The organism is Pseudomonas amygdali (genome assembly GCF_002699855.1).
Lineage (GTDB): Bacteria > Pseudomonadota > Gammaproteobacteria > Pseudomonadales > Pseudomonadaceae > Aquipseudomonas > Aquipseudomonas amygdali.
In genome coordinates this window covers 1-24,750 of sequence record NZ_LKBW01000309.1, presented here as the reverse complement: position 1 = coordinate 24,750, position 24,750 = coordinate 1, and the positions used below count along the sequence as shown (strand labels likewise).

General features: G+C 57.2%; 16 protein-coding genes, 5 pseudogenes and 1 other annotated feature. Of the genes and pseudogenes, 10 read left to right on the top strand and 11 right to left on the bottom strand.

What is annotated here, in order from left to right:
- Positions 1-102: 102 nt before the first annotated feature.
- The 6 genes and pseudogenes from AO277_RS24800 to AO277_RS24770 all read left to right on the top strand — a co-directional run.
- Positions 103-1,428 (top strand): annotated as a pseudogene (locus AO277_RS24800) (RHS repeat-associated core domain-containing protein); the annotation flags it as partial.
- 427 nt (positions 1,429-1,855) lie between these two features.
- Entirely contained in the window at positions 1,856-2,143 is a 288-nt protein-coding gene (locus AO277_RS24795) for a hypothetical protein (RefSeq protein WP_044319205.1), read from the top strand.
- A 570-nt stretch (positions 2,144-2,713) separates the two neighbouring features.
- On the top strand, positions 2,714-3,766 hold the full coding sequence (locus AO277_RS24790; RefSeq protein WP_236691253.1) for an RHS repeat protein: 1,053 nt from the start codon (positions 2,714-2,716) through the stop codon (positions 3,764-3,766).
- A 662-nt stretch (positions 3,767-4,428) separates the two neighbouring features.
- The gene (locus AO277_RS24780) at positions 4,429-4,746 is read left to right on the top strand and encodes a hypothetical protein (RefSeq protein WP_005755789.1); all 318 of its coding nucleotides are present in this window, start codon (positions 4,429-4,431) and stop codon (positions 4,744-4,746) included.
- Positions 4,747-4,970: 224 nt separating this feature from the next.
- Positions 4,971-5,489, top strand: coding sequence for a chalcone isomerase family protein (locus tag AO277_RS24775; RefSeq protein WP_002553794.1), 519 nt, complete (start codon positions 4,971-4,973; stop codon positions 5,487-5,489).
- A 17-nt stretch (positions 5,490-5,506) separates the two neighbouring features.
- Entirely contained in the window at positions 5,507-6,040 is a 534-nt protein-coding gene (locus AO277_RS24770) for a DUF3833 domain-containing protein (RefSeq protein ID WP_044319206.1), read from the top strand.
- Between the two features lie 39 nt (positions 6,041-6,079).
- On the opposite strand, the gene moaA is transcribed toward AO277_RS24770, so the two are convergent.
- From moaA to AO277_RS24720, 9 genes and pseudogenes are all read right to left on the bottom strand, one after another.
- The gene (gene moaA, locus AO277_RS24765) at positions 6,080-7,078 is read right to left on the bottom strand and encodes a GTP 3',8-cyclase MoaA (protein WP_044319207.1); all 999 of its coding nucleotides are present in this window, start codon (positions 7,076-7,078) and stop codon (positions 6,080-6,082) included.
- Between the two features lie 278 nt (positions 7,079-7,356).
- Positions 7,357-8,703 (bottom strand): annotated as a pseudogene (locus AO277_RS24760) (cation:proton antiporter).
- 149 nt (positions 8,704-8,852) lie between these two features.
- Positions 8,853-9,905: an ABC transporter substrate-binding protein gene (locus AO277_RS24755; protein ID WP_044319208.1), complete on the bottom strand. Its 1,053-nt coding sequence runs from the start codon at positions 9,903-9,905 to the stop codon at positions 8,853-8,855.
- Entirely contained in the window at positions 9,902-11,086 is a 1,185-nt protein-coding gene (locus AO277_RS24750; RefSeq protein WP_099259147.1) for an NAD(P)/FAD-dependent oxidoreductase, read from the bottom strand. The genes AO277_RS24755 and AO277_RS24750 overlap by 4 nt, the downstream gene beginning before the upstream one ends.
- The gene (locus tag AO277_RS24745) at positions 11,083-12,474 is read right to left on the bottom strand and encodes an FAD/NAD(P)-dependent oxidoreductase (protein ID WP_044319210.1); all 1,392 of its coding nucleotides are present in this window, start codon (positions 12,472-12,474) and stop codon (positions 11,083-11,085) included. Before AO277_RS24745 ends, AO277_RS24750 begins: the two co-directional genes overlap by 4 nt.
- Positions 12,471-12,761: a (2Fe-2S)-binding protein gene (locus AO277_RS24740; RefSeq protein ID WP_002553787.1), complete on the bottom strand. Its 291-nt coding sequence runs from the start codon at positions 12,759-12,761 to the stop codon at positions 12,471-12,473. Before AO277_RS24740 ends, AO277_RS24745 begins: the two co-directional genes overlap by 4 nt.
- Before the next feature lie 17 nt (positions 12,762-12,778).
- Positions 12,779-13,667: pseudogene (locus AO277_RS29795) on the bottom strand (ABC transporter permease).
- 3 nt (positions 13,668-13,670) lie between these two features.
- Positions 13,671-14,543, bottom strand: coding sequence for an ABC transporter permease (locus AO277_RS24725; protein ID WP_002553785.1), 873 nt, complete (start codon positions 14,541-14,543; stop codon positions 13,671-13,673).
- Positions 14,540-15,567: pseudogene (locus tag AO277_RS24720) on the bottom strand (ABC transporter ATP-binding protein). The gene AO277_RS24725 and the pseudogene AO277_RS24720 overlap by 4 nt, the downstream one beginning before the upstream one ends.
- A 241-nt stretch (positions 15,568-15,808) precedes the next feature.
- On the opposite strand from AO277_RS24720, the gene AO277_RS24715 reads away from it, so the two are divergent.
- The 3 genes and pseudogenes from AO277_RS24715 (at position 15,809) to AO277_RS24705 (ending at position 20,400) form a co-directional block, all read left to right on the top strand.
- Positions 15,809-16,648 carry an IclR family transcriptional regulator gene (locus AO277_RS24715; RefSeq protein ID WP_044319211.1) on the top strand — a complete coding sequence of 280 codons (840 nt, stop codon included), beginning with the start codon at positions 15,809-15,811 and terminating at the stop codon, positions 16,646-16,648.
- Positions 16,649-16,847: 199 nt separating this feature from the next.
- Positions 16,848-18,467: pseudogene (locus tag AO277_RS24710) on the top strand (methyl-accepting chemotaxis protein).
- Positions 18,468-18,777: 310 nt separating this feature from the next.
- Positions 18,778-20,400, top strand: coding sequence for a methyl-accepting chemotaxis protein (locus AO277_RS24705; protein ID WP_044319212.1), 1,623 nt, complete (start codon positions 18,778-18,780; stop codon positions 20,398-20,400).
- 62 nt (positions 20,401-20,462) lie between these two features.
- On the opposite strand, the gene AO277_RS24700 is transcribed toward AO277_RS24705, so the two are convergent.
- Together AO277_RS24700 and AO277_RS24695 are read right to left on the bottom strand one after the other, a co-directional pair.
- Entirely contained in the window at positions 20,463-21,425 is a 963-nt protein-coding gene (locus AO277_RS24700) for a class I SAM-dependent methyltransferase (RefSeq protein ID WP_044319213.1), read from the bottom strand.
- Between the two features lie 65 nt (positions 21,426-21,490).
- The gene (locus tag AO277_RS24695) at positions 21,491-22,195 is read right to left on the bottom strand and encodes a YoaK family protein (protein ID WP_002553779.1); all 705 of its coding nucleotides are present in this window, start codon (positions 22,193-22,195) and stop codon (positions 21,491-21,493) included.
- Positions 22,196-22,270: 75 nt separating this feature from the next.
- On the opposite strand from AO277_RS24695, the gene AO277_RS24690 reads away from it, so the two are divergent.
- Positions 22,271-23,493, top strand: a protein-coding gene (locus tag AO277_RS24690; RefSeq protein ID WP_099259145.1) for an IS3 family transposase whose coding sequence is annotated in 2 segments (ribosomal slippage) — positions 22,271-22,556 and positions 22,556-23,493 — 1,224 coding nt in all. Because the reading frame shifts where the segments join, the coding sequence is not laid out codon by codon here.
- Positions 22,549-22,665: a sequence feature (AL1L pseudoknot), on the top strand. (Overlaps the previous gene by 117 nt.)
- Positions 23,494-24,750: the final 1,257 nt, after the last annotated feature.

The following is a 24,750-nucleotide window of genomic DNA, read 5'->3' as shown; positions in this document are numbered from 1 at the left end:
GCTCCTGGGTCAACATATTGGCAGCTCAAAGCCGCCAGTTTTACCCAGGGGGGTCAATTCTAGGTTGGCGTTAGGGGGTCATTTTTACAGTGGCGGTGACAGCTACAGGACAGCGCTGGTGTTCTGACGTATACCTACGACGCCAAGGGCAATCTGGTCAGACAGTACCGCTCAGTGGGCGTGAACAGCGGCGACTATTACGAAACGCTGAATTACGGTTATGACGCTGCCCGCAATCTGGTGCAGATCGGCTATCCATCGAGCATCAACCTGACCTATACGCGTAACAGCGCGGCACAGGTAACGGGCGTCAAGCTGGCCATTGGCAACAAGACGGCGACACTGGCAAGCAACATTTCCTACCTGCCTTTTGGTCCAGTCAACTCGCTGACCTGGGGCAACGGCATCCTCCTGTCGAGAACCTATGACCAGGATTATCAACTGACCCAGCAGCAGGTCGGTAACTGGCAAACGACTTATCGTTACGACGCTGACAGCAACATTTCCGAAACGGCCACCAGCCTGTGGGGCGCGGTCCAGTATGAATATGATGCGCTGGGCCGTCTGACTCAGGAGCAAACCAACAGCGTCAAAAAGGCTTACAGCTTCGACGCTACAGGCAACAGGACGCAACGTACTACCACCAGCCTTACTACAAGCGATGCCACTGACACCCAGTCGTTAAACTATGCCAGCGACAGCAACCGACTGACCAGCATCAATGGCTCCACACTGCCTATGGACGCTGCGGGTAACCACACGCAGATCAATGGCCGTCGATTCACCTACGACAGCCAAGGCCGTCTGAGCGAGGTTTATCAGGCAAACATCTACAAAATTGCCGACTACAAGTACAACGCGTTAGGCCAACGAATCATCAAGCGCGCTTACGTGATGGGAAGCCAGGCGTTGGCGGGCACAACCACCTACCTTTACGACCCGAGTGGCAAACTGATCGGCCAAACGTTCTATGACGGAAACGGCCAGAAAACCAGCGGTCAATACTGGTTCTGGCTGGACAACATGCCACTGGCACAGTTGACAGCCAACTTCTCCACGCTGGGCGAGGTAAGCAGCAGCAAACTGATTTACCTGCATGTCGATCACCTGAACACGCCAAGACTGGCGACAGACAGCACCCAGGCACTGCTGTGGCGATGGAACAGCGATGCGTATGGTGTCGGCTCACCCGAGGAGGATGTGGACGGTGATGGCAAGGCTACAAGCATCGCGCTGCGGTTTCCGGGACAGATTTACGATGCACAAACGCAGCTAAGCTATAACTATTATCGGGATTACAATCCGGACACTGGGCGGTATGCGCAAAGTGATCCGATTGGGTTGGGTGGTGGGCTCAACACCTTCGGATACGTGCTTGGCAACCCGCTGAAATATACCGACCCTAAAGGACTCAATCCTTTAGCACTGTGTTTCGTTCCTGGTATCGGTTGGGCAGCTTGTACAGCTACGGCAGAAGCAGCGGTTTCTGCTTGTGCTGCCATAGGAACCGCTGTAACGGGAGCCCTGTTGGGAGGGTTTTTTGCAGAAGAATTCCCCAATAGTGGCGACAAGGATGCAAGTACCCCGACGGGTCAACGAGGAAGTCCTATTGATGTTGAGTCTGGTACAAATGAGCCCACTGAAATAGATGGCCGCGAATACTCAGGACATGCGTTGGATCGTATGCAGGGGCGAGGTGTGCCCCCGTCAGCAGTTGAAGATGCAATCCAGAATGGTAAGTCATCTTCGGGTAATACTCCAGGAACTACCGTCCACGTTGGTTCGAACGGCGTCACGGTAGTCACTAACAGCGGTGGTAGAGTAATCAGAGTTATCCCTAAGTAAGGATCTAATGATGAATGAGTTTCTTGATCGCCAAGTCTCTGTATTGCATCGTCTTGTGAGCGATTACCGTGACGGTGTGCTCAATTTAAATAGTCTTATTCAAGGGGTTGAAGGTGTTAGGGCGATAATCGATTCCGAAGAATGGGCAGAAGCTGTATTTCCGCTGATTTCTTTGATGGAAGAAATAAATGGAGTTGCTCTTGATGCTGGGCGCCATTTGACTGTAGATGAGAAAAAATTGATAGACAGTTCGCTGATTGAACTCGATGCGATAATTTCACGTTTAAGTTTATTTTGATTGTCGATTTTTATGGCTGCGCTTTACTGTGTCTGCAGATTTAAGTGCGCTAACTGCCTTTGTGCTGGTTGTTGGTTTTGCTATAATTATTTTAGTTTTTCAGAGCGTGGATATAATAAAAAAGGATGCATCATGGGTTTTAAGTTGTATATAAGCGTTATTTTTCTTGTCGCAGCGTCGGACGCGGCTGCAGATGAATATCAGTGGACTTTTAAAAATATAAATTTTTCCCGTCGGCTGAAGCAGCATGTCGAGACACTGTGTTGCGACAGCTAGAGTTTAGTATGACTATAGTCGAGGAAAATACTATATCGATTGCTAATATTTATTACCCTGTTAATTATTCTGTAAAGACTGTTGCGGGGTGCCGGTTTTCTTTTAGGATGAAGCCGGACCTTAGCGTGCTTTATTCTACTGAAAACTATACTGTTTTTCGGGTTGGTGATGGCTGTGCTAATGGCCTCGAATACAACCCCACAACTGGAACGTGCGGCGTAGATAAAATGCAAGGTTTGCCCGCAAAAAATGACTGCGTGGGTAACCCTATCTTGCCTGCATCGGGTAACAAGTTTGAGTATAAAAGATTATGTTCATTCATCGGGTCTGGCTTTTGGGCGATTCTACAATGGTCTGGATGGCTCTTGGAGGCATAGTTATTCCGCTCACTTAAATATAACCAGTGAAAGTGAGTATGTAAGTTTCGTTAGTGCGGACGGAAAAGCCATTTTCTATAAGTTGTCTGAAGGCGTGTACGTCGGTGATTCTGGCAATGGTAGTCTGGTCAGGCTGGAGGCTGGATGGGAGTACAGGAGCCCAGCTAATACAGTTTATCAATTTGACCTTGCAGGTCGGTTAACGTCGGTAACTGAGGCCGGTATTATTCAATACACGCTGGCCTACGCTGGTCGGGAGGTGAAAGTCATTGCATTAAATGGTCAAGTATTGACGTTTACGGAGGACGCAAGACATCAGCCTTTGAGTTTCAGCTCTGAGGGAGTAATCATCAACTATAAGTACGATGCCAATCTTCATCTGACTGAGGTAGAGCGTGTTCAGAATGGAGTGACAGCCCGCAGGCATTACCATTACGAAGACCCCCGAAACACTGGTTTGCTCACTGGCATCACAGACGAGCGCGGGGTCCGGTTTGCAACGTGGTCCTACGACGAGAAGGGGAGAGCAGTCAGTAGCCAGCACAGCGATGGTGCAGGCCTCACTCAGGTTGCTTACAACACAGACGGCTCCAGCACGGTCACAAACGAATTGGGCAAAACCACCATTTATCATTATCAACAGATCGGTGGCATCAAGCGTGTCATATCCGTTGAAGGCGAGCCATCTGCAAATTGCCCTGCTAGCAACTCCACCTATACGTATGACGAGCGCGGTCTGATGCTGACCAAGACCGATGCGAAAGGCCTGGTGACTACCCACACCTACGATGATCGCGGTCTTGAGGTCAGTCGTACCGAAGCAAGTGGCACACCAGTCGCTCGTACCATTACAACGGAGTGGGACCCAGCGCGATTTCTACCTGTCAAAACTGTCGATGACCAGCGGATCACTTCTTATCGTTATGATGACCAAGGGAGAGAAATCAGTCGGCAGTCTGTCGCTCGGTAGTTTTATTCTATGTGCGCGCTGTCGGGAATTTGTAGGTTGCGAAGGGTATTTCAAGCGGGCGGCGCTCAGGTAGAGCTGATCATGAAGCTTGGCGGACGCAGAGCGTCCAGAACCGCACGCCAACGCGCATTGGCACGATAATCGTCGGCCCAATCATGACCCTCCAGTCACCATTTCACCTAACCCCCCGCCCCGCATACGATTATGTAGTGACTAAAAATATTCACTACATAATCGTTGACGTACCCGTTTTCCTTTTGCATTATGCAGCTGTCTCCCCGATCGGGAGCGCTGCAAAAGTGTACTGAACAGGCTCGTCAAGCCGTCGAGATGTTCCCGGATGTAGGCTGCCCACAAGGCAGATTGATGGAGCTGAACTGGCATTTGTCGTCGATAAGGGCGAGAAGCTGGCGAAACGTCCTCATGATGCTTGTAATGGATCGATTGCCGATCCTGGGCCAGGTCTTTGGGTTTCGTGACTTCTTCTCTCTACTCTCTACGCTGATGCCGCTGTGTAGCGGCTCTTCATCAAGGCTACCTGCATGTCCTTGAGGGGCTGGAGCGACATTCGACCAACACTTACGTGTGTTGCATTGATGACGCTCTGGCGCATGAACTTGATGTATCAATTATTGAACGGTCTACGAGCGAAGGAGCATCACATCAATATCAACAAGCAACCGACTATTGATGAACTGGCTCGTCTGTTTGCAGTATGCAAAGACACGCTGGACAACCACATCGTATGGATTGCCGATTCGGGTGAAGTCCATGTCGACGCCATGTCGCCATTCACCCAGGAAGACGAATTCCGTGACGCTCATCCACAGATGCGCACTGCGCTGAAGATGTTTCGCCGCGGTCAGGGTTATGTCGGCAAAAAAGCGGCGGCCGACCGCACATATGTGGAAAATACGCTGCAGGCGCTGAAAGGCGAATGGCAAAAGAGCCGTCTGCAGGCACACTCTCAGGTCGCCTGAATTCAAGGTGCGATAAGTATTGAGCCCTGAAGCCTGTTCCCGAACCTGATCGGGAACAGGCTTTTTTATTTTCAGCGCCCGAAAGGGTAATTGCCTTATTGGTTGTACAAAGTGTTTTTGCTGGTATAGATTCCGGCCATGAGTCAGTTATCTGGCTTCTCTCATTCCCGGCCTGCCGATGCTTTCATGGCAGCGCCTGCACCTGACCTACACAGAGGTTGCCGATGCGTGCGCCACGATGGCTATGGTTGGTGATGTTGCTCAGCGCTGGCGCTTCGGCGGATTGGCGGGAGGCATTGCCCAATGCCCAGGTTGTCGGTGGCGGTGATCTCAGCCTGTTCGGCTTTCGTGTCTACACGGCCAGGTTGCTTAGTCCCGCCAAACCCTTTGTAGCGAGTGCGCCGCTGGCTCTTGAGCTGACTTACCATCGCGATATTGACCGCGAAGATCTGGTCGATGCCAGTATCGATGAGATCAAGCGTATTTCCGGGTCGAAGGTGAACGATCAGCAACTGGCGCAATGGCGTCAGCAAATGAACCAGTCATTTGTCGATGTTAAGCCGGGCATGAAGATTACCGGGGTTTACCTGCCCGGCCGCGAAGCGCGTTTCTATGTCGGCGACAAACTCCAGCATGTCGTGCCCGACAGTGAGTTCGCCAAGGCTTTCTTTTCCATCTGGCTTGACCCGAAAACCCGTAACCCCGAGCTGCGTGAGCAGTTGCTCGGCAGTACCGGCTCATGACCCATCAAGGAGGGCGCATGCTGAGAAAGTGGATGTTGATGTTGTTTGCGGGGCTTGTACTGAGCGGCTGCGGCGGTGTGCCGGTAACCCGTTACAGTCAGGAAGAGCCCAAGCTCGATCTGCGCCAGTACTTCACCGGGCGTGTCGAGGCCTGGGGAATGTTTCAAAAGCGCTCCGGTGAAGTCACCAAGCGCTTTACCGTGGTGATCGACGGGCACAGTGAAGGCGAAGTGCTGGTCATGCACGAGGCCTTCAGCTACAGCGATGGCACCAAGCAGGTCCGGGAGTGGCGTTTGCGTCCTGACGGCCCGGGACGCTGGAAGGGCACGGCAGGTGACGTGGTTGGCGAGGCCTATGGCGAAGTGTCAGGCAACAGCTTCCACTGGAACTATGTGCTCAGGTTGCCGGTGGACGGCACCGAGTATGACGTCAGCCTGGATGACTGGATGCACCTGATCGACAAGCAGACCATGGCCAATCGTTCGTCGATGACCAAGCTGGGTGTCGAAGTCGGGCAGATCACCTTGTTCTTTCGCAAGGCCGGCAAATAAATAACGCCTCGTATGAGGCGTTATCCTTCAGGTCGGCTGTCAGCCGCCCGTCATGTTCATGAAGCGCACGACCTGCACGCCATCGTCGTGGGTGAAGTTGTGGCTCCACGGCTTGATTTGCATCGCATCGATGATGGCTTTTTCGAGTTTCTCAGGCTGACCGGGATTGGCGCGCAGTACCGCTTTCAAGTCCACGGAGTGCTCGTTGCCCAGGCACAGCAGCAAGCGGCCTTCGACCGTCAGGCGCACGCGATTGCAGGTGCCGCAGAAGTTATGGCTGTGCGGTGAGATGAAGCCAATGCGAATGCCCGGCGCTTCGGCCAGACGCCAGTAGCGCGACGGCCCCTGAGTCGAGTCGGTGGAAGGCACCAGCGTGTAACGTTCGGCAATGCGCTCGCGAACCTGATCGCTGGAGTAGAAGGACTCGGCACGGCTGTGCTCGCTGATGATGCCCAGCGGCATCTCTTCGATGAACGAGACATCCAGATTGCGATCGATGGCGAACGCCAGCAGGTCGTTGATCTCGTGATCATTGCGACCATGCATTACCACGCAGTTGAGCTTGGTGTGCACAAAACCGGCAGCATTGGCGGCGTCGATACCGGCAATGACCTTGTGCAGATCACCCGTGCGGGTCAGCTCGCGAAAACGTTGCGGGTCGAGGCTGTCCAGGCTGATGTTCAGACGGGTGACGCCGGCCTTGAACAGCGGGGCGGCCAGTTTGTCCAGTTGTGAACCGTTGGTGGTCATGCACAGTTCACGCAGGCCGTGCAGGGCGGCGATCTTTTCACACAGACCCACGACACCCGAGCGTACCAGTGGCTCACCACCGGTGAGACGAATTTTGCGTGTACCCAGCGCCACGAAGCGCTCGGCTACCTGAAGGATTTCCTCCAGCGAAAGAATCTGTTGCCGAGGCAAAAACGTCATCTCTTCGGCCATGCAGTACACGCAGCGGAAATCGCACCGGTCGGTGACCGACATGCGCAGATAATCGACTTTACGTGCAAAGCGGTCCATCAGGACGGGTTCTGACATTTCACCTTCTAAATGATCGAGAGAGCTGTATTCCAGGTTTGGAGGCCAGCGTGCTACAGGGGTTCAGCTCTTTTGCAAGGTGTAGCATCCGGGCCTTTGCGCAGGCTGGCAAAGTGCCCAAGCCTGCTCACATATTAGCTGCACGCCTCAAGCTTTGCACTGGCGGCTATGCACCTGCTACATGGCCGCCACGCTACCGAGTCGAAATGCCGCAGTCCAATTGCTTCTTCCAATACCCTCATCGACCTCATCTATGGCCCTTTGCCGTAGCAGGCCTGTTAATCAGGGTTGGCGGCGGCGCTGCGCTCGTAGCGTTCCAGTAAAGGCTGGATGCTGATGCCGTGTACCAGAATGCTCAGCGCTACGACCGAAAGTGTCATGCCGATCACAACGTGGCCGACATCGTGTGCCAGACCGTGTGACAACGCAAAACACAGGTAATAAAGACTGCCGATCCCACGAATACCGAACCATCCAACCAGTGCTTTTTGTCGGACGTTGAGCAGGCGACGACTCACCAGCAACCAAACGCTGGCAGGACGAATCACGCAGAACAGCGCGATACCCAGACCAATCGCGCGCCAGTCCCAGTACATTGCCAGCGCAGCGCCCAGCAGGGTGATCAGCAACACTTCCATCGCGCGTTCCACCAGGCTGCCGAACGCGAGCATATCGCCCATCATTACCCCGGCAGCCAGTTGCGAGTCGCTCATGTCTTCGCCCTGCGCTACTGTGCCCTGTTCAAGGGATGCAGTCATATGCCCCAGGACCGGTTGCGCGACATGCTCCGATGGCAGCTCTGAGCGCGTGACACGTACTTCAGCCTGACGCAGCCCGAATCCGGCGGCAAAGACCGAAAGAAAACCGAAGGCTCCCACACCTTGCGCGACCACGTAGGCCAGGGCGATCAATGCCAGCGCCAGAAAGTCATTGGGTGATGTGGTGCTGTCGGCGTTCTTGATGCGCAGAAAGATCATCAGATGGCCAACGCCGCGGCCCATGCCGTAACCAATCAACAAACCGGCCGGAACCGCCCAGATCAGGTCCTTGATCAGCCATCCCTGGACCCAGTCGCTCATTGCGCCCCCGGAACTCAGGTACAGCAAGGCAAAGATCACGAACGGAAACGCCGTCCCGTCGTTGAGGCCCGCTTCGCCGGACAGACCAAACCGCAGGCGATCCTGGTCCTGGGCGTTGTTCACCTGGACCATCCCGGCCAGTACAGGGTCGGTCGGCGACAGCATGGCACCGAGCAACAACGACACGCCCCAGTCCAGGCCGATGATGTAGTGCCCCGCGACCGTCACGCCAGCAATGGTCGCCAGCATCACTGGCCCGGCCAGCCAGTAGGCAGAGTGCCAGGCCTTGCCGCGCAGCGGCAGGCGCAACTTGATGCCCGTACCGAACAGGGAAAACAGCACCGCCACCTCGGTCAGGCGCTCCAGCCATTAGTAGGATTTTTCGAAATCCAGATTGACGATATCCAGGCCCATCGGCCCGATGCCAAAGCCGAATCCCAGGCATACCGCTGACGTGGTCACCGGCATCCAGCGCAGGTACGAGGACGTGAGTGCCAATAGCATCAAGAGCACGCCAAGCACGCTCATGCAGACAATAAAACTCATAAAGAAAGAACCACCGTTAAATGCGCCTCAAGAAGAGGGCGTAACGGTGGGACTCTCTTGTGCGGTAATAAGTTGAAATAATTTGCCGGGCGGTGATCAGCCGGTGCTTGCCTGTAAACGGCACGGCCTTTTGACCTTGCCGCTTGCGACTAGCGCTCGATACTGCGGCTCCAGCGTGCGTTCCACTCGGGGCGGATCTGGTTGACTTGATCCCAGTCGATGGTTACCGCTGTTTCCAGGTATTTCTCCATGGCCTCGACCTGCGCGCGCGTCTTCTCGGAGGTCGGGGTTTTCGGATTTGACGGGATCTGATCGCCGAATTCCAGCGCAGGTGCCTGTGCTTCCGGTGTCAGCAGGTAGGCCGCCAGCTTCTGGGCCAGCTCTGGCTGGTCGTTATTGGCGATTGCACATTCAGCCACGTTCAACACTACGCCGCCCTCCTTGGGCGAGGCGTACTCCACCGGCACGCCCTTGATCTTCAAGGCGGTCACCTGCGTAGGCGTCAGCGGGAACAGCGCGGCTTCATCGGTTTGCACCATTTCCGAGATCTTTGCCGAGCTGGCTATGTATTCCAGCACGTTCGGGCCGACAGTTTTCGGCCAGGCCTTGAAGCCGGGTTCGACGTCTTTCTCGCTGCCGCCCTGGATACGGTTGAACATCAGAAAGCCATGCAGGCCGAAGGTCGAGGAGGCCAGTGACTGGAACACCACCTTGTCCTTGAAACGTTTGTCGGCCAGGTCCATCCACGACGTGGGCGCGCTCCAGCCCTTTTCCTTGAACATCCGCGTGTTGTAAGCAAGGCCGGTCACACCCAGGCTGACAGCCGCTGCCTGTTCCTTGATTTTGGCCTTGGCAGGCAGGTCAGCCAGACTGGCGCTGGGCTGCAGGGCGTCACACAGGCCCATGGAAATAGCCCGGTACATGATGCCGTCGTCGAGAAAGATGACGTGCATCTGCGGGTTGTCTTTACTCGCCTGCACCTTGGCAAGGATATCGGCCGAGGTGCCGGGCACGATCACCACCTTGACGTTGTTGGCCTTCTCGAAAGCAGGCAGAACCTGATCGGCGTACAGGCGCTCCATGGTTCCGCCGTTCATGCCCAGGTACAGCGTGGTTTCGGCCTGGGCAGGCAACGACACGAGTGCGGCCGCCAAGGGCAGGCATGACAAGCCGGTGAGGGCGAGACGTTTGGTGCTTTTCATAGGGACGACCTTCCTCTGTGCAATGGGATGACGTTAGTAGCGGGTTCTATCGCAGTGGGTTGGCTAGCTGCCTGGCGGAAGCGGCCGATGGAAAAGGCCTCGAGCGAGATCGTTGAGGCACTGTCGCAGACCCATTCGGCCAGCGCTTCGCCCGCTGCCGGGCCGATCTGAAAGCCTGCCCCGGCAAAGCCGAAGCCGTGCAGCAGCCCGGGCCGGGTCAGGCTCGGGCCCAGCACCGGTTCGCGATCAGGCAGGTAGCCTTCAGTGCCGCTCCAGGTGCGAATGGCCGGGGCGCCGGCCAATGGCGGGTAGAGTTCGACGGCGTTGCGCAGAATGTCGAGCACTGCCGCCTGTCCCGGCCTGGCATGCGCAGGGCCGAGGGCAAAGCCTTGTCCGCCGCCCAGCACGCAATTGCCGCGTGCCACCTGCCGGGCATAGATGCCGCCGCCTTCGACACCGGTGCTGACGTCCATGAACATCGGCAGTGGTTCTGTCACCAGCATCGCTGGATGCCCAGAATACATCGGCACCGGTTCGTTGAATTGTGCCGCCAGCGCTCCGGCCCAGGCTCCGGCGCAATTCAGCAGCCAGGGGGCTCGCAGTGTCAGGCCGCTGGCGGTCGTGACGATGAAGGCGTTGCCGTCGTGACTGACTTCGCTGACCGGCGCCTGCTCGAATACCTGAGCGCCCGCCCGGCGAGCTGCGCGGGCAAAGGCGGGCGATATCAGACGCGGATTGGCGTGCCCGTCGTCGGCGCATAGCGATGCACCGACGGCGACATCGCCCGCCCAAGGGTAACGGGCGCGCAGTTGCTCTCGATCCAGCAGTTGCAAATCCAGCCCGAACCCCTGACTGGCTTCGGCGTAGCTGCGCAGCGCATCCATGTCCTGCTCGCTGCGCGCCAGTTTGAGGTGGCCGGAGCGCTGGTATTCGCCGTCGATACCGATCAGCTCACGCAGGCCGCTCCAGATCTGATGCGCCCGTTGCGACAAGGGCAGTTGCGACAAGGGCCTGCCTTGACGGCGCACACCGCCATAATTGACGCCGCTGGAGTGCGAGCCGCAAAAGTCGCGCTCCAGCAGGGCCACACGCTTGCCCTTCAGGGCGAGCGCCAAGGCTGCCGACGAGCCGACAATGCCGCCGCCGATGACAATCGCATCGCTTTCAATCAGCGTGCTCATGGTTGTTTCTCCGCTGATTGTTTGTCCACGGGCAGCATCCCCAGGCCGAACGGCAGTGGCTTGATCGGTGCCTGGCCGCGTAGACGGCCGACCTGCTCAAGTGGTCGGCCGCTCTCGCGGGCGATGATCTCGGCGGCTGCCAGGCCGCACATCCGGCCCTGACAGCGGCCCATGCCAACCCGGCACATGGCCTTGACCCGGTTGATCTCCCAATGACCGTCCTGCACGGTGGTGCGAATATCGCCCGCAGAGACTTCTTCACAGCGGCAGACAACAGTGTCATCCGCTACATTGGCGGCCCAGTCTTCGGGGAACGGGAAAGCGGTTTCCAGCCCGTGGCGGAAGCGTTCGATGCGTTGCAGTGCGGTTTGCAGGTCACTGATACGCACGGCGTCGACGGTGACACCGCTGTCTTGCAGCAGCCCGAGCGCGGCCAGTTTTCCGGCCATTTCCGCCGCGTCTGCGCCCATGATTCCAGCACCGTCGCCTGCCAGATACACGTCTGGCACACTGCTGCGCCCACAGTCATCCCGGCTGGGCAGCCACGCTCGGTTAAGCGGGCTCCAACCGAATTCACAGCCGAGCAGGTCGGCCAGTTGTGTCTCGCTGCGCAGCGCATGGGCAAAGGCTACTGCGTCGCAGGCCAGGTGGCCTGATTGGCCGTTGCGTTGCCAGTGAATGCCGTCTACGCGTTTGTCACCGTTGATGCGTGTGAGGTGTGCGCCCTGGTGCACGGGAATGCCATGCGCACTCAGCCACGCGCGGTAATACAGGCCCTTGGCAAGGGTTGCCGGTTGGCCGAGCAGCGCAGGCAGCGCCTTGCATTGGGCTGAAAACGGCGCGCTGTCGAGCACCGCCAGCACGTTCGCGCCAGCCTTGGCATATTGATAGGCGACCAGATACAGCAAGGGGCCGCTGCCGCAAAACACCACGCGTTCGCCAATCGCACAACCCTGATATTTAAGTGCGATCTGCGCTGCACCCAGGCTGTACACGCCGGGCAGTGTCCAGCCGGGCACTGGCAGAATGCGGTCGGTGGCACCTGTGGCGACAATCAGTCGGGTGAAATCCAGGGTTGCGACTGTTCCGTTGTGCAGGGTATCGAGTTGATTGCCTTCGACGTTCCACACCAGCGTCTGCGGTCGGTAGTCGATCTGTGTTGTCAGTGCATCGAGTGCCTGATGCAGTGCAACGGCCTTGCCGCTTTCAAAGCCGTAAAGCGCCTTGGCCGAACGCTGGAAATTCTCTGGCTGGCGACGATAGATCTGCCCGCCGCCGCGCAGACCTTCGTCGATCAGGCAGGCTTTGACACCGTGCTCCAGCAGCGTCTGGGCAGCGCGAATCCCGGCTGGGCCGGCGCCGATAATGGCAACGCGGTCTTTGCTCATGGCCGCCGCCCCGGTTCACGAATAATCGCCTGGCCAGCTTCCAGCAGCGTCGAACAGGCACGCACTCGCTGGCCGTTGCCGAGTCTTACCCAGCAGTCCTGGCAGGCGCCCATCATGCAGAACCCGGCGCGCGGCTCGGCACTGAAGTCACTGCCGCGCAGGTGCTCACTGGCGGTCAATACCGCAGTCAGCACGGTGTCGCCCAACAGACCATTGGCCGGTTGCCCATCGAGGGTGAAGGGCAGAACGGGGCGATCATGTTCAGCCAGTCGTTTCAGCAATGCCATAACGTGAAAGCTCCGGATCAGTGTTTGCCGACCAGCACCCGATCCAGCCCATAGACCCGGTCGAGCAGGATCATGGTGGCGGCGGTGAGGGCGATGACCAGTGCCGATACGGCAGCCATCATCGGGTCGATGGATTCGGTGGCGTAAACGTACATGCGCACCGGCAGGGTCTGGGTAGCAGGCGAGGTGACGAAGATCGACAGCGTGACTTCATCGAAGCTGTTGATGAACGCCAGCAACCAGCCGCCTGCCACGCCGGGCAGGATCATCGGCAGGGTGATCTGCCGAAACAGGGTGAAACGGTTGGCCCCCAATGACTCGGCGGCGTGTTCGGCGCTGCGGTCGATANCCGGGCAGGATCATCGGCAGGGTGATCTGCCGAAACAGGGTGAAACGGTTGGCACCCAATGACTCGGCGGCGTGTTCGGCGCTGCGGTCGATACCGATCGCCGCCGCCAGCACCAGACGCAGTACGTAAGGCGTGATGACCAGCACGTGGGCGAAGATCAGCCAGGTGAAGCTGCCGTTTACGCCCATCAGCGCAAACAGGCGCAGCATCGCCACCCCCAGCACCAGGTGCGGAATGATGATCGGCGAAAGAAACAGCGCATTGAAAAAGTTGCGGCCCGGAAATGTATGGCGGGTGATCGCCAGCGCAGCAGGCACCGCGATCAACGTCGCCAGCGTTGCGGACACAAACGCCAGAATCAGGCTGTTGTAGAACGAGTCGATAAAGTCGGCGCGTTCGAACACCGCCTTGAACCAGCGCAGCGAGAAGTCGGTAGTGGGCAGGCTCAGCGTGTTTTCCGGGGTAAACGCCACCAAGCACACCACCACCAGCGGGGCCATCATGAAGATCACTACCAGCGCATGAAACGACAGGGCCAAAGGACCGTTCTTGGACATGGATCATTCCCCCAGAGTTTTTTTGTAACGGCCTTCGATCATGCGGTTCCAGGACAGCATGACCAGCAGGTTGACCAGCAGCAGCGCCACCGCCAGGGTCGCGCCCATCGGCCAGTTGAGCTCCGAGAGGTACTGGTCGTAGATCACCGTGGAGACCATCTTCAAACGTCGACCACCGAGCAGGCCGGGAATGGCAAACGAACTGGCGGCCAGGCCAAAGACAATCAGTGAGCCGGACAGCACGCCCGGCATGACCTGTGGCAGGACGATCAGGCGCATGACTTTTGCCTGACTGGCACCCAGCGACAGCGCGGCCTGTTCGGCGGTGGGGTCGAGCTTTTGCAACGAGGTCCAGACCGGAATGATCATGAACGGCAACATGACGTGGACCAGCGCGATGATCACGGCAAACGGGGTGTACAGCAGTTTCACCGGGCGACCGCCCATTAACTGGATGGCCTGGTTGATCAGACCGTCCGCCCCCAACAGCAGGCTCCAGCCGAAGGCCCGGACCACCACCGAGATTAGCAGCGGCGTGAGGATCAGAATCAGAAAGATTGAGCGCCACGGTGTGCCCATGCGGCTCAGAATGTAGGCCTCCGGCACGCCGATCAACACGCAGAGCAACGTTACCAGCGCGCTGATCCAGAAGGTGCGCAGGAAGATTTCATAGAAATACGAATCGGTGACCACGGCCGTGTAATTGGCCAGCGTATAGCTGTCGCTTTTCACCCCGACCTGATAGTCGAACACGTTGAATGACAGCAGCAGCGTCAGGCCCAGCGGCAGCACCAGCAAGCCGATATACAACGCCAGTGCCGGGGCTGACAGCCAATAACCGCGGCCACCCTGACGCATTTCGCTCATCAGGCTCATGCGCGCACCTCGTCGGCGTCCAGCACGCGCAGCAATTCGGCTGGCCAATCGATGCCGACCGCAGCACCTTGTTCCAGCGGTGCCTGGCCGTCGTTGCGACGCACTACGGTTATTTCGCCGATGCCGGTCTGAATGCGATACAGCCACTGGCTGCCAAGAAAGTAACGCGTGACGATACGCCCTGACAGCTTTCCGCGGCCGGGTTCGACCAGATCAATTTTTTCTGGACGCAGGCTGAGTGTCAGCGTGCCATCGCCGGGTAGCAGACGGATCTGCGGGTTGCCGCTGCTGTCCGGGTCGCCCTGCAACATATTGGCTTTGCCGACAAACCCCGAGATAAAGCGCGTGCGCGGGTGTTCGTAGAGCGTGTAGGGCTCGTCGATCTGCGTTATACGCCCGGCCTGCATGACCACTACCCGATCACTGATCGACAGGGCTTCAGCCTGATCGTGGGTAACCATCAGCGTGGTGATGCCGACTTCGTTCTGAATACGGCGAATTTCGAACTGCATCTCTTCGCGCAGGTTGGCGTCAAGGTTGGACAGCGGTTCATCCAGAAGCAGCACCGGCGGCTCGATCACCAGTGCTCTGGCCAGCGCGACCCGCGCCGTTGCCCGCCAGACAACTCGCGCGGGTAGCGCTCGGCATGCTGACCGAGACGAACCAGTTCCAGCACCCGTGTGACACGCTGTTGCAACTCGGCAGCAGGCACCTTGCGCATGCGCAGGCCAAACGCAACGTTGTTGGCCACGGTCATGTGCGGAAACAATGCATAGCTCTGAAATACAACGCCCAGACCCCGACTGCTGGGCTTGGCGTGGGTAATGTCGCGGCCGTCGAGCACGATGCGTCCGTCACTGACTTCAACGAAGCCGGCGATCATTTGCAGAGTGGTGGTCTTGCCGCAGCCGGAAGGGCCGAGCAGTGAAACGAATTCGCCCTTGTCGACGGCCAGGTTGGTGGCAACGACCGCGTCAATAGAGCCGTAGCGTTTGGAGAGACCTTCGAGCTGCAGAAATGCCATGCCTGCTTCCACCTGTGTGCATGCGCGCCGAAGCACGCGTTTGTCATGGGCAGATGCGAAATGAAGTCATGCAGTTCTGTGGACGTTGGTGCTCGCTCTGAGTCGGCTACCGATGATTGTTCAAATCGCCCCTGTGGACTGAGAGTAGGTCGAAGGCTAGGATGGACTCAATAAGGAATTTCACTGAATAACATCTTTCTTCGAATTAATTCTTTTAGTGGAAAAATAGCGAGCTATATTCATGAATAATTCCACTGATCGGAATACTGATTCTGCGCAAGTGGGCGTCAGCGCGGTGTCGCGTCTGTTCGCCGTATTGCGTTGCCTGGGCGATTGCGACGAGGGCGGCGAGCGGGTCACACAACTCGCCCAGCGTGTCGGGCTCTCGCAACCCACCACGCACCGCTTGCTGCGCAGCCTGATGGATGAGGGCATGGTCGAGCAGGACCTGCTCAGCAAGCGCTATCGGTTGAGCATCGAATTCTTTGCGCTGGCCGCCAAGGCGGGCAACACCGGCAATCTGCGCGACGTGGTACGCCCCAGTATGTTACGCCTGTCTGCATCGCTGGGCGACTCGCTGTTTCTGCTGGCACGCAGTGGCTTTGACGCGATCTGTCTGGACCGCAGTGAGGGCCCGTACCCGATTCGCACGTTCACCGGCGACATTGGTGGCCGTGTTGCGTTGGGCGTAGGGCAGGGCAGCTTGGCGATTCTCGCGTTTCTCCCCGAGGACGAGCGGGAAACGGTGATTGCCTACAACCTGCCACGGCTCAAGGATTTTCACCTGTACGACGAGGTGTTTCTGCGTTCAGAGGTCGAAAACGTGCGCCGCCTCGGCTACGCCGGGCGCAACACCGGCGCGCTACCGGGCATGGCCGGGCTGGCCGTGCCGATCCTGGACCGCAGCGGCCGGGCAGTGGCAGCGCTCAGCGTGGCAACTATCTCCGACCGCTTGGGGCCTGATCGCCTGATGACCGTGGTAGAACTACTCAAGCGTGAAGCCACGGCCATCAGTGCCAGAATCAATCCCTTCGATCCTTCGCTGCGACGGCCCAGTCAGGTATTCGGGCAGGCGGATTAGATCTTTTACTCTATTTTTGGCATTTTTTTTGACGTATTTCTGACATTTATACCGACTGTCGCTGTTTTTAAAGAAAAATTGGCGCAAGCCGATGATGATCTCATAGAGCACACGTGCCGGGCTGGCTCGGCCGTAAGGGATGAGGCTCGTCATATTCTGCGTGCTGACGCAGACCCGCTTTTCTCAAGAGATCATCATGATGTCGAAATCCCTGAGGCTCCAAATCCTTGGCTTGCTTGGCGGCAGTCTTGTACTGGTGCTGATCATTGCGCTGGCCTGTTTCAACTTCCTGTCCGGTAACGTGCAGTCCTATCGCAGTCTTCTTGAAGGTCCGGTCCGTGCCTCGCAGTTCGTTGATGAGGCCAACCTGCAATTCAAGGTTCAGGTCCAGGAGTGGAAAAACGTCCTGTTGCGCGGCAAGGCATCGGCAGACCGCGACAAATTCTGGGGGCAATTCGAAGAGCAGGAACGTAAGGTGCAAAGTACGTTGGGTCTGCTGGCAGAAATGGAAGGCACCGATCAATCGTTGAAAAGCCAGGTGCAGGCACTGCAGCAGGCGCACCGCACATTGGGCACTGCCTATCGCACTGGCCGTGATGCATTCATCGCGGCGGGCAACGATGCTTCTGCTGGCGACGCCGCAGTCAAAGGCGTAGACCGTCCGACGAGCGAGCAGATGGCCATCCTGGTTGATCAACTGCACAAGTCCAGCGATGCCCAGTCGGTTGCAATCAGTCAGCAAGCCGACCGCACGATCCTGACTGGTGCAGTTGTAATGCTCGTTTCTGCGCTGCTGGTAGGTCTGCTTGCCCTGTAGATTGTCAATCGCAATCTGGTTGCGCCGATTCGCATGCTTATCGAATACGTCGCCCAGTTGAGTGAAGGCAAGTTCGCTGCACGCGTTGACGTGACGCGCCAGGACGAACTCGGCCGTCTGGCCGTCGCAGCGAACACGCTACGTGATTTTCTGGCAGATACTTTCAGTCGCCTCAAGCGCAGTACCACCGACCTCGATACTGCTGGCGGCGAGCTGAATGCCATTGCCGAATTAATGGCTCAGGGCACTCACGAGCAATTTGAGCGTACCGATCAGGTCGCTACCGCGATGACCGAAATGTCCGCTACTGCCCAGGAAGTTGCCCGCCATGCGGCACATGCTGCACGGGCTGCGGATGAGGCTGACCAAAGCGCGCAGGACGGTGAGAAAGTCATGCAGTCGACCATCGCCACCATCACCCGGATGCGCAGTGAGATTTCCTCGACGGCCAACGTCATTCAGCGCCTGGAAACAGACAGCGGTCGTATCGGCAAGGTGCTTGAGGTGATTCGCGGGATCGCTGATCAGACCAATCTACTGGCGCTCAACGCCGCCATCGAGGCTGCACGTGCAGGTGAAGCCGGGCGCGGTTTTGCCGTGGTGGCTGACGAAGTCCGGACATTGGCACAACGTACCGCCGTGTCCACGGCCGAGATCAATCAGATCATTAATTCGGTGCAGACCGGCGCAAGCGACGCGGTGCAAGCCATTCAGGGCGGTCAGGCGCGCAGCGAAGAGAGTGTCGAGCAGGTTACGCATGCCGGCGCTACACTGCAGCGCATTACCGTGGCAGTCGAGAATATTCGCGACATGAATCGCCAGATAGCGACTGCTGCCGAAGAGCAGACTTCTGTGGCAGAGGATATTTCGCGCAACCTGACTGAAATCACCGCAATCGCGGTGACCAATCAGGACAACGTCAAACGTACCCAGAACGCCAGCCATGAACTGAAAGGCCTTTCAGCTGGCCTTAACGATGTGATCTCGCGCTTGAGTGCGTGATCCGCTTAACAGTGTTACCGCTCTCCGGTCATGGAGAGAGGTAACACTGCGGGTGTTATTTGTCAGTATAAACAGAGTATCAAGCGTTACGGGATTTACCCTGATGAGGTAGTAATACTAAAAGCATAGTCTCAACTGAAAAGTCTGACTATTGGTGGGTTTAAAGCACTATTAAAAGCGTTATGTGGTGCCAAGAGTTTTTGCACTAAACAGTAGTTTTTTTATTTTTAAATCATTAAAGTGATGTTTGGGTGCCATCATTTGTGCATGGTTCCCGCCCTACCGTTGTGACAGCAAGGGGATCTATAAAATGCCAATAAGAAATATAGGTTTGAACTTGAGGGCGCTTCTCAGCTTCGGCATTATTTGCCTGCTGCTTGCCGGGGTTGGCACGAACGCAGTCTTTAAAATGAACGGGTTACACCAGTCCGCCGACCAGTTGCAGACAGACTGGCTGCCCAGCGTCAGACAGGCTGGACGCATAGAGACGGCGGGCCTGTTGTATCGCCTCGACGCGCGACGTTTTGTGATGGATGACCAGCGGCAGTCGCCGGAGTCTGTCAATAAGCTGAACGGATTGAAGAATGCCTTACTGCAAACAGCCGACACTTACGGCTCGCTGGTGTCGAGCCCACAGGAAGAACAGGTCTGGAAACAAGTCAAAGCCGATGCGCTGGCCTACAGCGACAAGATCGACCAGCTGGTTGAACTTAGCAAAAGCAAATCCGACAGCGAACTATTCGTATTTATCCGTGATATTACCAGCCCGCAGGCGAAGGCCTTGCAATCATCTATAGAACAATTGATCGAAGTCAACGTCAAGGGTGCAGAACAATCAGGGGCCATAGCAGACAAAAACTATGAAAGTGGACTAACCGTCACCCTTACACTTATTGTTCTGGCAGTGATTATTACCCTGATTGTTGCCACTTTATTCACCCGCAGCATCGCCAGACCCGTTCAGGCATTGCTCGACTCGACACGCAAAATCGCCGAGGGCGACTTGCGTACCACGGTGGAAGTCAACGGGGCCGATGAGCTGACCGAACTTCAAAAAGCCACTGCAACCATGCTCTCAAGCCTCAAGGGCACCATTCAGCACATCTCTGATGCCTCGGGCCTGTTGGCGTCGGCTGCTGAAGAAATGAGCTCCATCACTCAGGACTCCGCGCAAGGTATCCAACGCCAGACGATGGAAACCGAGCAGGCCGCCACGGCGGTCAACCAGATGACCGCAGCCATTGAAGAAGTTGCACGCAATGCGGTCGCTGCTTCGACCTCCACGCAAGCCTGTGAAAAGTCTGCGCAGACCGGCCAGGATTGCGTCGGCCAGACCATCGCTGCGCTGGAAAAGCTCAGTACCACAGTGGACAAGACTGGAGTTGAAGTAGAAGGACTGGCCCATCAGGCGCAGGATATCGCCAAGGTGGTCGATGTCATCCGCGCGATTGCCGAGCAGACCAATCTGCTGGCGCTCAACGCCGCTATCGAAGCCGCCCGCGCGGGTGAACAGGGTCGTGGATTTGCCGTGGTCGCCGATGAGGTCAGGGCGCTGGCCCATCGTACTCAGACGTCTACCCAGGAAATAGAACAGATGATCCAGGGTATTCAGAAAAACTCCAGCGGTGCCGTCCAGTCGATGAAGCAGAGCAATGCGGAAACCGACGCGACGTTGCTGATCGCTCAGCAGGCTGGTGTTGCAATCAAGGAGATCACCACATCGATCAGCCACATCAATGAGCGCAACCTGATGATTGCAACGGCTTCGGAGCAGCAAGCGCATGTTGCCCGCTCTGTCGATGAGAACCTGGTGAGCATTCGCGATTTGTCAGTCCAGAGCTCTTCTGCCTCCAGCCAGACCTCCACAGCCAGTCAGGAGCTGTCCCGCCTGGCTGTGGATCTGAGTCGCCTAGTATCGAGGTTTTCAGTCTGATCCAAACCCGGTCCGAGCACGGGCCACTGTTTTGAAGGCTTGATTGAAAGTCGTTACGGGGTTCACGCCCACCCTGTGCGACTCAAGCCTTCAGCCTTGAACACCAAAGCCTTCAGGCCGCCATCGACCCGCGCATCCGGGAATTCCGGCGGGTTCTCCAGGCGTTGCTCGAAGCGCAGGCACGGTGCCTCGATTGCCGTGTGCTGAATCAGAAAGTCCGGCCCCAGCGCCGGATCGTTCATGCATGCCAGCACCGAACCGTCTTCATCCAGCAACTCTGGCAGACGGCGCAGGACTCGCTGGTAGTCCTTGTCGAGCATGAAGCTGCCTTTCTGGAAAGACGGCGGGTCAATGATGATCAGGTCGTAAGGGCCGGAGCGGGTGACTTTGGCCCATGACTTGAACAGGTCGTGCCCGAGAAAGGTCACCCGGCTCAGATCCTGATCATTGAGCCGGTGATTCTCACGACCGCGATTCAATGCCGCGCGGGCCATGTCCAGGTTCACTACATGGTCTGCACCACCGGCAAGGGCGGCGACCGAGAAGCCGCAGGTGTAGGCGAACAGGTTCAGGATGCGCTTGCCCTTTGCCTGGGCCTGCACCCATTCGCGGCCATAGCGCATGTCCAGAAACAGACCGCTGTTCTGCTTCTTGCCGAAATCGACTTTATAACGCAGGCCATTTTCGGTGATCACCCATTCATCGACCACCTCGCCGGTCAGCCATTGTGTAGTGCTTTGCGGCAAATAGCGGTGTTGCAACAACAGGGTATGGGCCTGACTTTGTTGCCACTGCGGCGTTTCGATCAACTCGTTCAACAGCTGCGTCAGAGCTGCCAGTTCGGGCTCAAGAGGCTCTTTGAACAGTGAGACCAGCACCACGCCCTGCATCCAGTCGACGGTAATGTGCTCCAGCCCCGGCCATACGCGACCACGGCCATGAAACAGGCGGCGGGTTTCAGTCGGAACGTTGTTCAGGGCGGCGAGTAGATGCTGTTGCAGGATGGCGAGTGCTTCAGGGGTCATGACGAAGGTCGGTTATGAAAGGCGGCGTATGGTAAACGTATTTCAGCAGATGGGAATCGCAGGGTTCAGCGAGGCATGTACTGACGTTGCCAGCGATGCGGGATTTTCAATGAAACCAGCCCCAGCAATGCCGACAGGCTACCGCTGATCAACAGGGCATTAAGCCCCAGGCGTTGTTCAAGCAGTGCGCCGATGACCGCCCCGATGAACATGCCAACCCACGGCACCAGTTGCACGCGCCAGCCATCCCGGCGCTCGCCCAGTATCCAGCGGCCCAGGCCACGCCCGAAACGCGACAACGCGCCGGTTACGTAGGTCAGGCCGACCGGCAGCCCGTTGACCTGTTCCACGGCGGCGTTAAGCATGCCCATTGCCAGAATGGCCCAGATCAGTGCGAGCATATTGCTTTCCAGCGGCCATGCGGCTGCGGCGCACAGCAGCGTGGCGATCCCCAGCAGCAGGGGCAGGGCGCGCCGGCCGCCAAGCCGTGCAACGACGACGCCCAGCGCATTGCCGGCAATAAAGGCGAAGATGGCGAGTGCCAGGCGAAGGGTCACGCTCAGGTCGCCGGCACTGATGGCGACGGCAAGCCGGGTGGTGTTGCCACTCATGAACGAAACGAAGTCGCCGGTCGCCATGAAACCGATGGCGTCGGTCATGCCCGCCAGAACCGAAAGGCTCGCCACCAGGCACATGCCGACCCGGCCACGCCATTTCTGCATGTTCAGGTGCCTGGGGCTGGCGCTGATTCTGGCGGGCTGTGGCAGCATCGAAGGCCCTCTGGACCAATGGAAGTGAACCGCCCCGGGTTTCTCGGAGACTCCAACCTTTGAGAGGATGGAGCGATGAAAAAACTACCGAAGTATTCCCCAGAGGTCCGTGAGCGGGCCATCAGGATGGTTTTCGAACACCTTCCTGAGTACGAGTCGCAGTGGGCCGCCATCAGTGCCATTGCCCCCAAGATCGGCTGCACGCCCGAGACATTACGGCTGTGGGTTCGCCAATCTGAGCGCAACAGCGGCCAGCGTGATGGGCTGAGCACAGTCGAACGTGAGCGAATCAAGCTGTTGGAGCGTGAGAACCGTCAGTTGCGTCAAGCTAACGAGATCTTGCGTAAGGCCTCAGCCTATTTTGCCCAGGCGGAGCTCGACCGCCCGTTCAAACGATGAAGACGTTTATTGATGAGCACCGCCAGTCTTACGGGGTCGAGCCGATTTGCAAGGTGTTGCCAATCGCCCCGTCGACGTACTACCGGTACGCTGCTCAGCAGGCTGACCCCAGCCAGCAGTCAGCACGTGCGCAGCGTGACCAGGAACTGGGTGAGCACATCCAGCGAGTCTGGGATGAGCACTTCCAGGTATATGGCGTGCGCAAGGTCTGGCGGCAGTTGCTGCGTGAAGGTCAGCAAGTCGCCCGCTGTACGGTGCAACGCCTGATGGGAGAGCTGGGCCTGCAAGGCGTGGTACGCGGCAAGCCCGTCAAGACGACGGTCAGCGACCAAGCCAGGTCATGCCCGCGGGATCATGTCAACCGTCAGTTTGTGGCTGAGTGCCCGAACGCCCTGTGGGTATCGGACTTTACCTACGTCAGTACCTGGCAGGGTTTTGTTTACGTGGCCTTCATCATTGATGTCTTTGCCCGATTCATCGTCGGTTGGAAGGTGTCCAGTTCAGCGCGTACCGATTTTGTACTCGATGCACTGGAGCAAGCCCTTTACGCCCGTCGCCCAGTCAAGCAGGGTGGACTCATTCACCACAGTGACCGTGGCGTGCAGTACGTGTCAATTCGCTATACCGAGCGTCTTGTCGAAGCCGGGATTGAGCCATCCGTCGGGAGTGTCGGTGACTCTTACGACAATGCTTTGGCTGAGACCATCAACGGTCTTTACAAGGCTGAAGTGATTCATCGACGCTCTTGGCCCACACGGGGGGCGGTGGAGCTGGAAACGCTGAAATGGGTGGACTGGTTCAATCACCACCGCCTGCTGGAGCCAATCGGTCACATTCCACCGGTCGAGGCAGAAGCAATCTATTATCAGCAACTCACCGAGTCTGCCCAGGTGGCATGACTCAAACAAAAGGGTCTCCGAGAAACCCGGGGCGGTTCATGTTCGCTAATCGGGACTGAATTTCCCATACGATTTTTCAGGTATCCCTCACGCAGGTCCAACCCGCTTCACATCAACGACGGCAGTGCACATTGATCCTTTTATCCGCTCATGATCCTCGCCCTAACGCCTTACAAGGTGATCAGTCATGACCTCTGGTGTTNGCAGGTCCAACCCGCTTCACATCAACGACGGCAGTGCACATTGATCCTTTTATCCGCTCATGATCCTCGCCCTAACGCCTTACAAGGTGATCAGTCATGACCTCTGGTGTTGACGCCGAACCGTCAGGAAATGCAGAAGGCGGCTCTACTCTGACGCAGGGCGTGTGGTTCGCCTGACGTCTGGCAAGGGTGTACTCCAACGGACAAACCTAAACAGGCTCACCAAATGTAACGCACAAAAAAACCGCCCAGGAAAGGCGGTTTTTTGTTGGCAAATCGGTTAGGGGGCCTATCTGCCGGTATCACTGGAAGCATTGACGTGCATTTATGTTTACAAAGGTAAATTATGATTGCAACTCTTTTTTGATGAAACACCCAGCAATTTCAAGGGAAATAAACAGGTCGGAGGCTAGCCAAAGCCTTCAAGCGGCTTTCTGGAGTAAATTTTGTAATGGCGTATCTATTAGCGCCTCGCTAAGATGCGGCTGTCAATTGTGATCAGGTCGGAGGCTAGCCAAAGCCTTCAAGCGGCTTTCTGGAGTAAATTTTGTAATGGCGTATCTATTAGCGCCTCGCTAAGATGCGGCTGTCAATTGTGAAACGTGATGTGGGTCGGTTGCTTTAACGATTTCGGACCAAGGGCGCGGACCTAGGAAGCCGCGCGGGTGAAACCTGAGGCCCATCAACCGGCTGAACCTCACTGGAAGCATTGACGTGCTCTAACGGCGCTATGTGTCCCGGAAAAACGCCGGAAGGTAAGGTCGAATTCAGAGACCTTAAGTATGAAGCCTTGGCTGAATGCACTGAAAGATCTGGTGATTCGTATGTTGGCCCGCGCCTTCTACGATTTCATCCGTGACCACTGGAAAGATTGGTTCTAATAGACCTTTTTGACTGGGGAGGAAACCCGCAGCGGCTTAGGCCAACGCGGGTTTTTTCTTGCCTGTAGGTGTAAGCCAGAATCCCAGAAGTTTCGGTCATGGGGCATGTGTGACCTCAACCATGCAGGCCGAATGCTTAGCGTACGATTTTGTCCGTTTTCTCTATTCCCCCC

Bases quoted from the DNA above. Each gene is read 5' to 3' on its own strand.
- AO277_RS24715 (WP_044319211.1), top strand. From the start codon at position 15,809: ATGAATAATTCCACTGATCGGAATACTGATTCTGCGCAAGTGGGCGTC.
- AO277_RS24700 (WP_044319213.1), bottom strand. From the start codon at position 21,425: ATGACCCCTGAAGCACTCGCCATCCTGCAACAGCATCTACTCGCCGCC.
- moaA (WP_044319207.1), bottom strand. From the start codon at position 7,078: ATGTCAGAACCCGTCCTGATGGACCGCTTTGCACGTAAAGTCGATTAT.
- AO277_RS24695 (WP_002553779.1), bottom strand. From the start codon at position 22,195: ATGCTGCCACAGCCCGCCAGAATCAGCGCCAGCCCCAGGCACCTGAAC.
- AO277_RS24740 (WP_002553787.1), bottom strand. From the start codon at position 12,761: ATGGCATTGCTGAAACGACTGGCTGAACATGATCGCCCCGTTCTGCCC.
- AO277_RS24725 (WP_002553785.1), bottom strand. From the start codon at position 14,543: ATGAGCCTGATGAGCGAAATGCGTCAGGGTGGCCGCGGTTATTGGCTG.
- AO277_RS24750 (WP_099259147.1), bottom strand. From the start codon at position 11,086: ATGAGCACGCTGATTGAAAGCGATGCGATTGTCATCGGCGGCGGCATT.
- AO277_RS24770 (WP_044319206.1), top strand. From the start codon at position 5,507: ATGCTGAGAAAGTGGATGTTGATGTTGTTTGCGGGGCTTGTACTGAGC.
- AO277_RS24755 (WP_044319208.1), bottom strand. From the start codon at position 9,905: ATGAAAAGCACCAAACGTCTCGCCCTCACCGGCTTGTCATGCCTGCCC.
- AO277_RS24705 (WP_044319212.1), top strand. From the start codon at position 18,778: ATGCCAATAAGAAATATAGGTTTGAACTTGAGGGCGCTTCTCAGCTTC.
- AO277_RS24795 (WP_044319205.1), top strand. From the start codon at position 1,856: ATGAATGAGTTTCTTGATCGCCAAGTCTCTGTATTGCATCGTCTTGTG.
- AO277_RS24745 (WP_044319210.1), bottom strand. From the start codon at position 12,474: ATGAGCAAAGACCGCGTTGCCATTATCGGCGCCGGCCCAGCCGGGATT.
- AO277_RS24775 (WP_002553794.1), top strand. From the start codon at position 4,971: ATGCGTGCGCCACGATGGCTATGGTTGGTGATGTTGCTCAGCGCTGGC.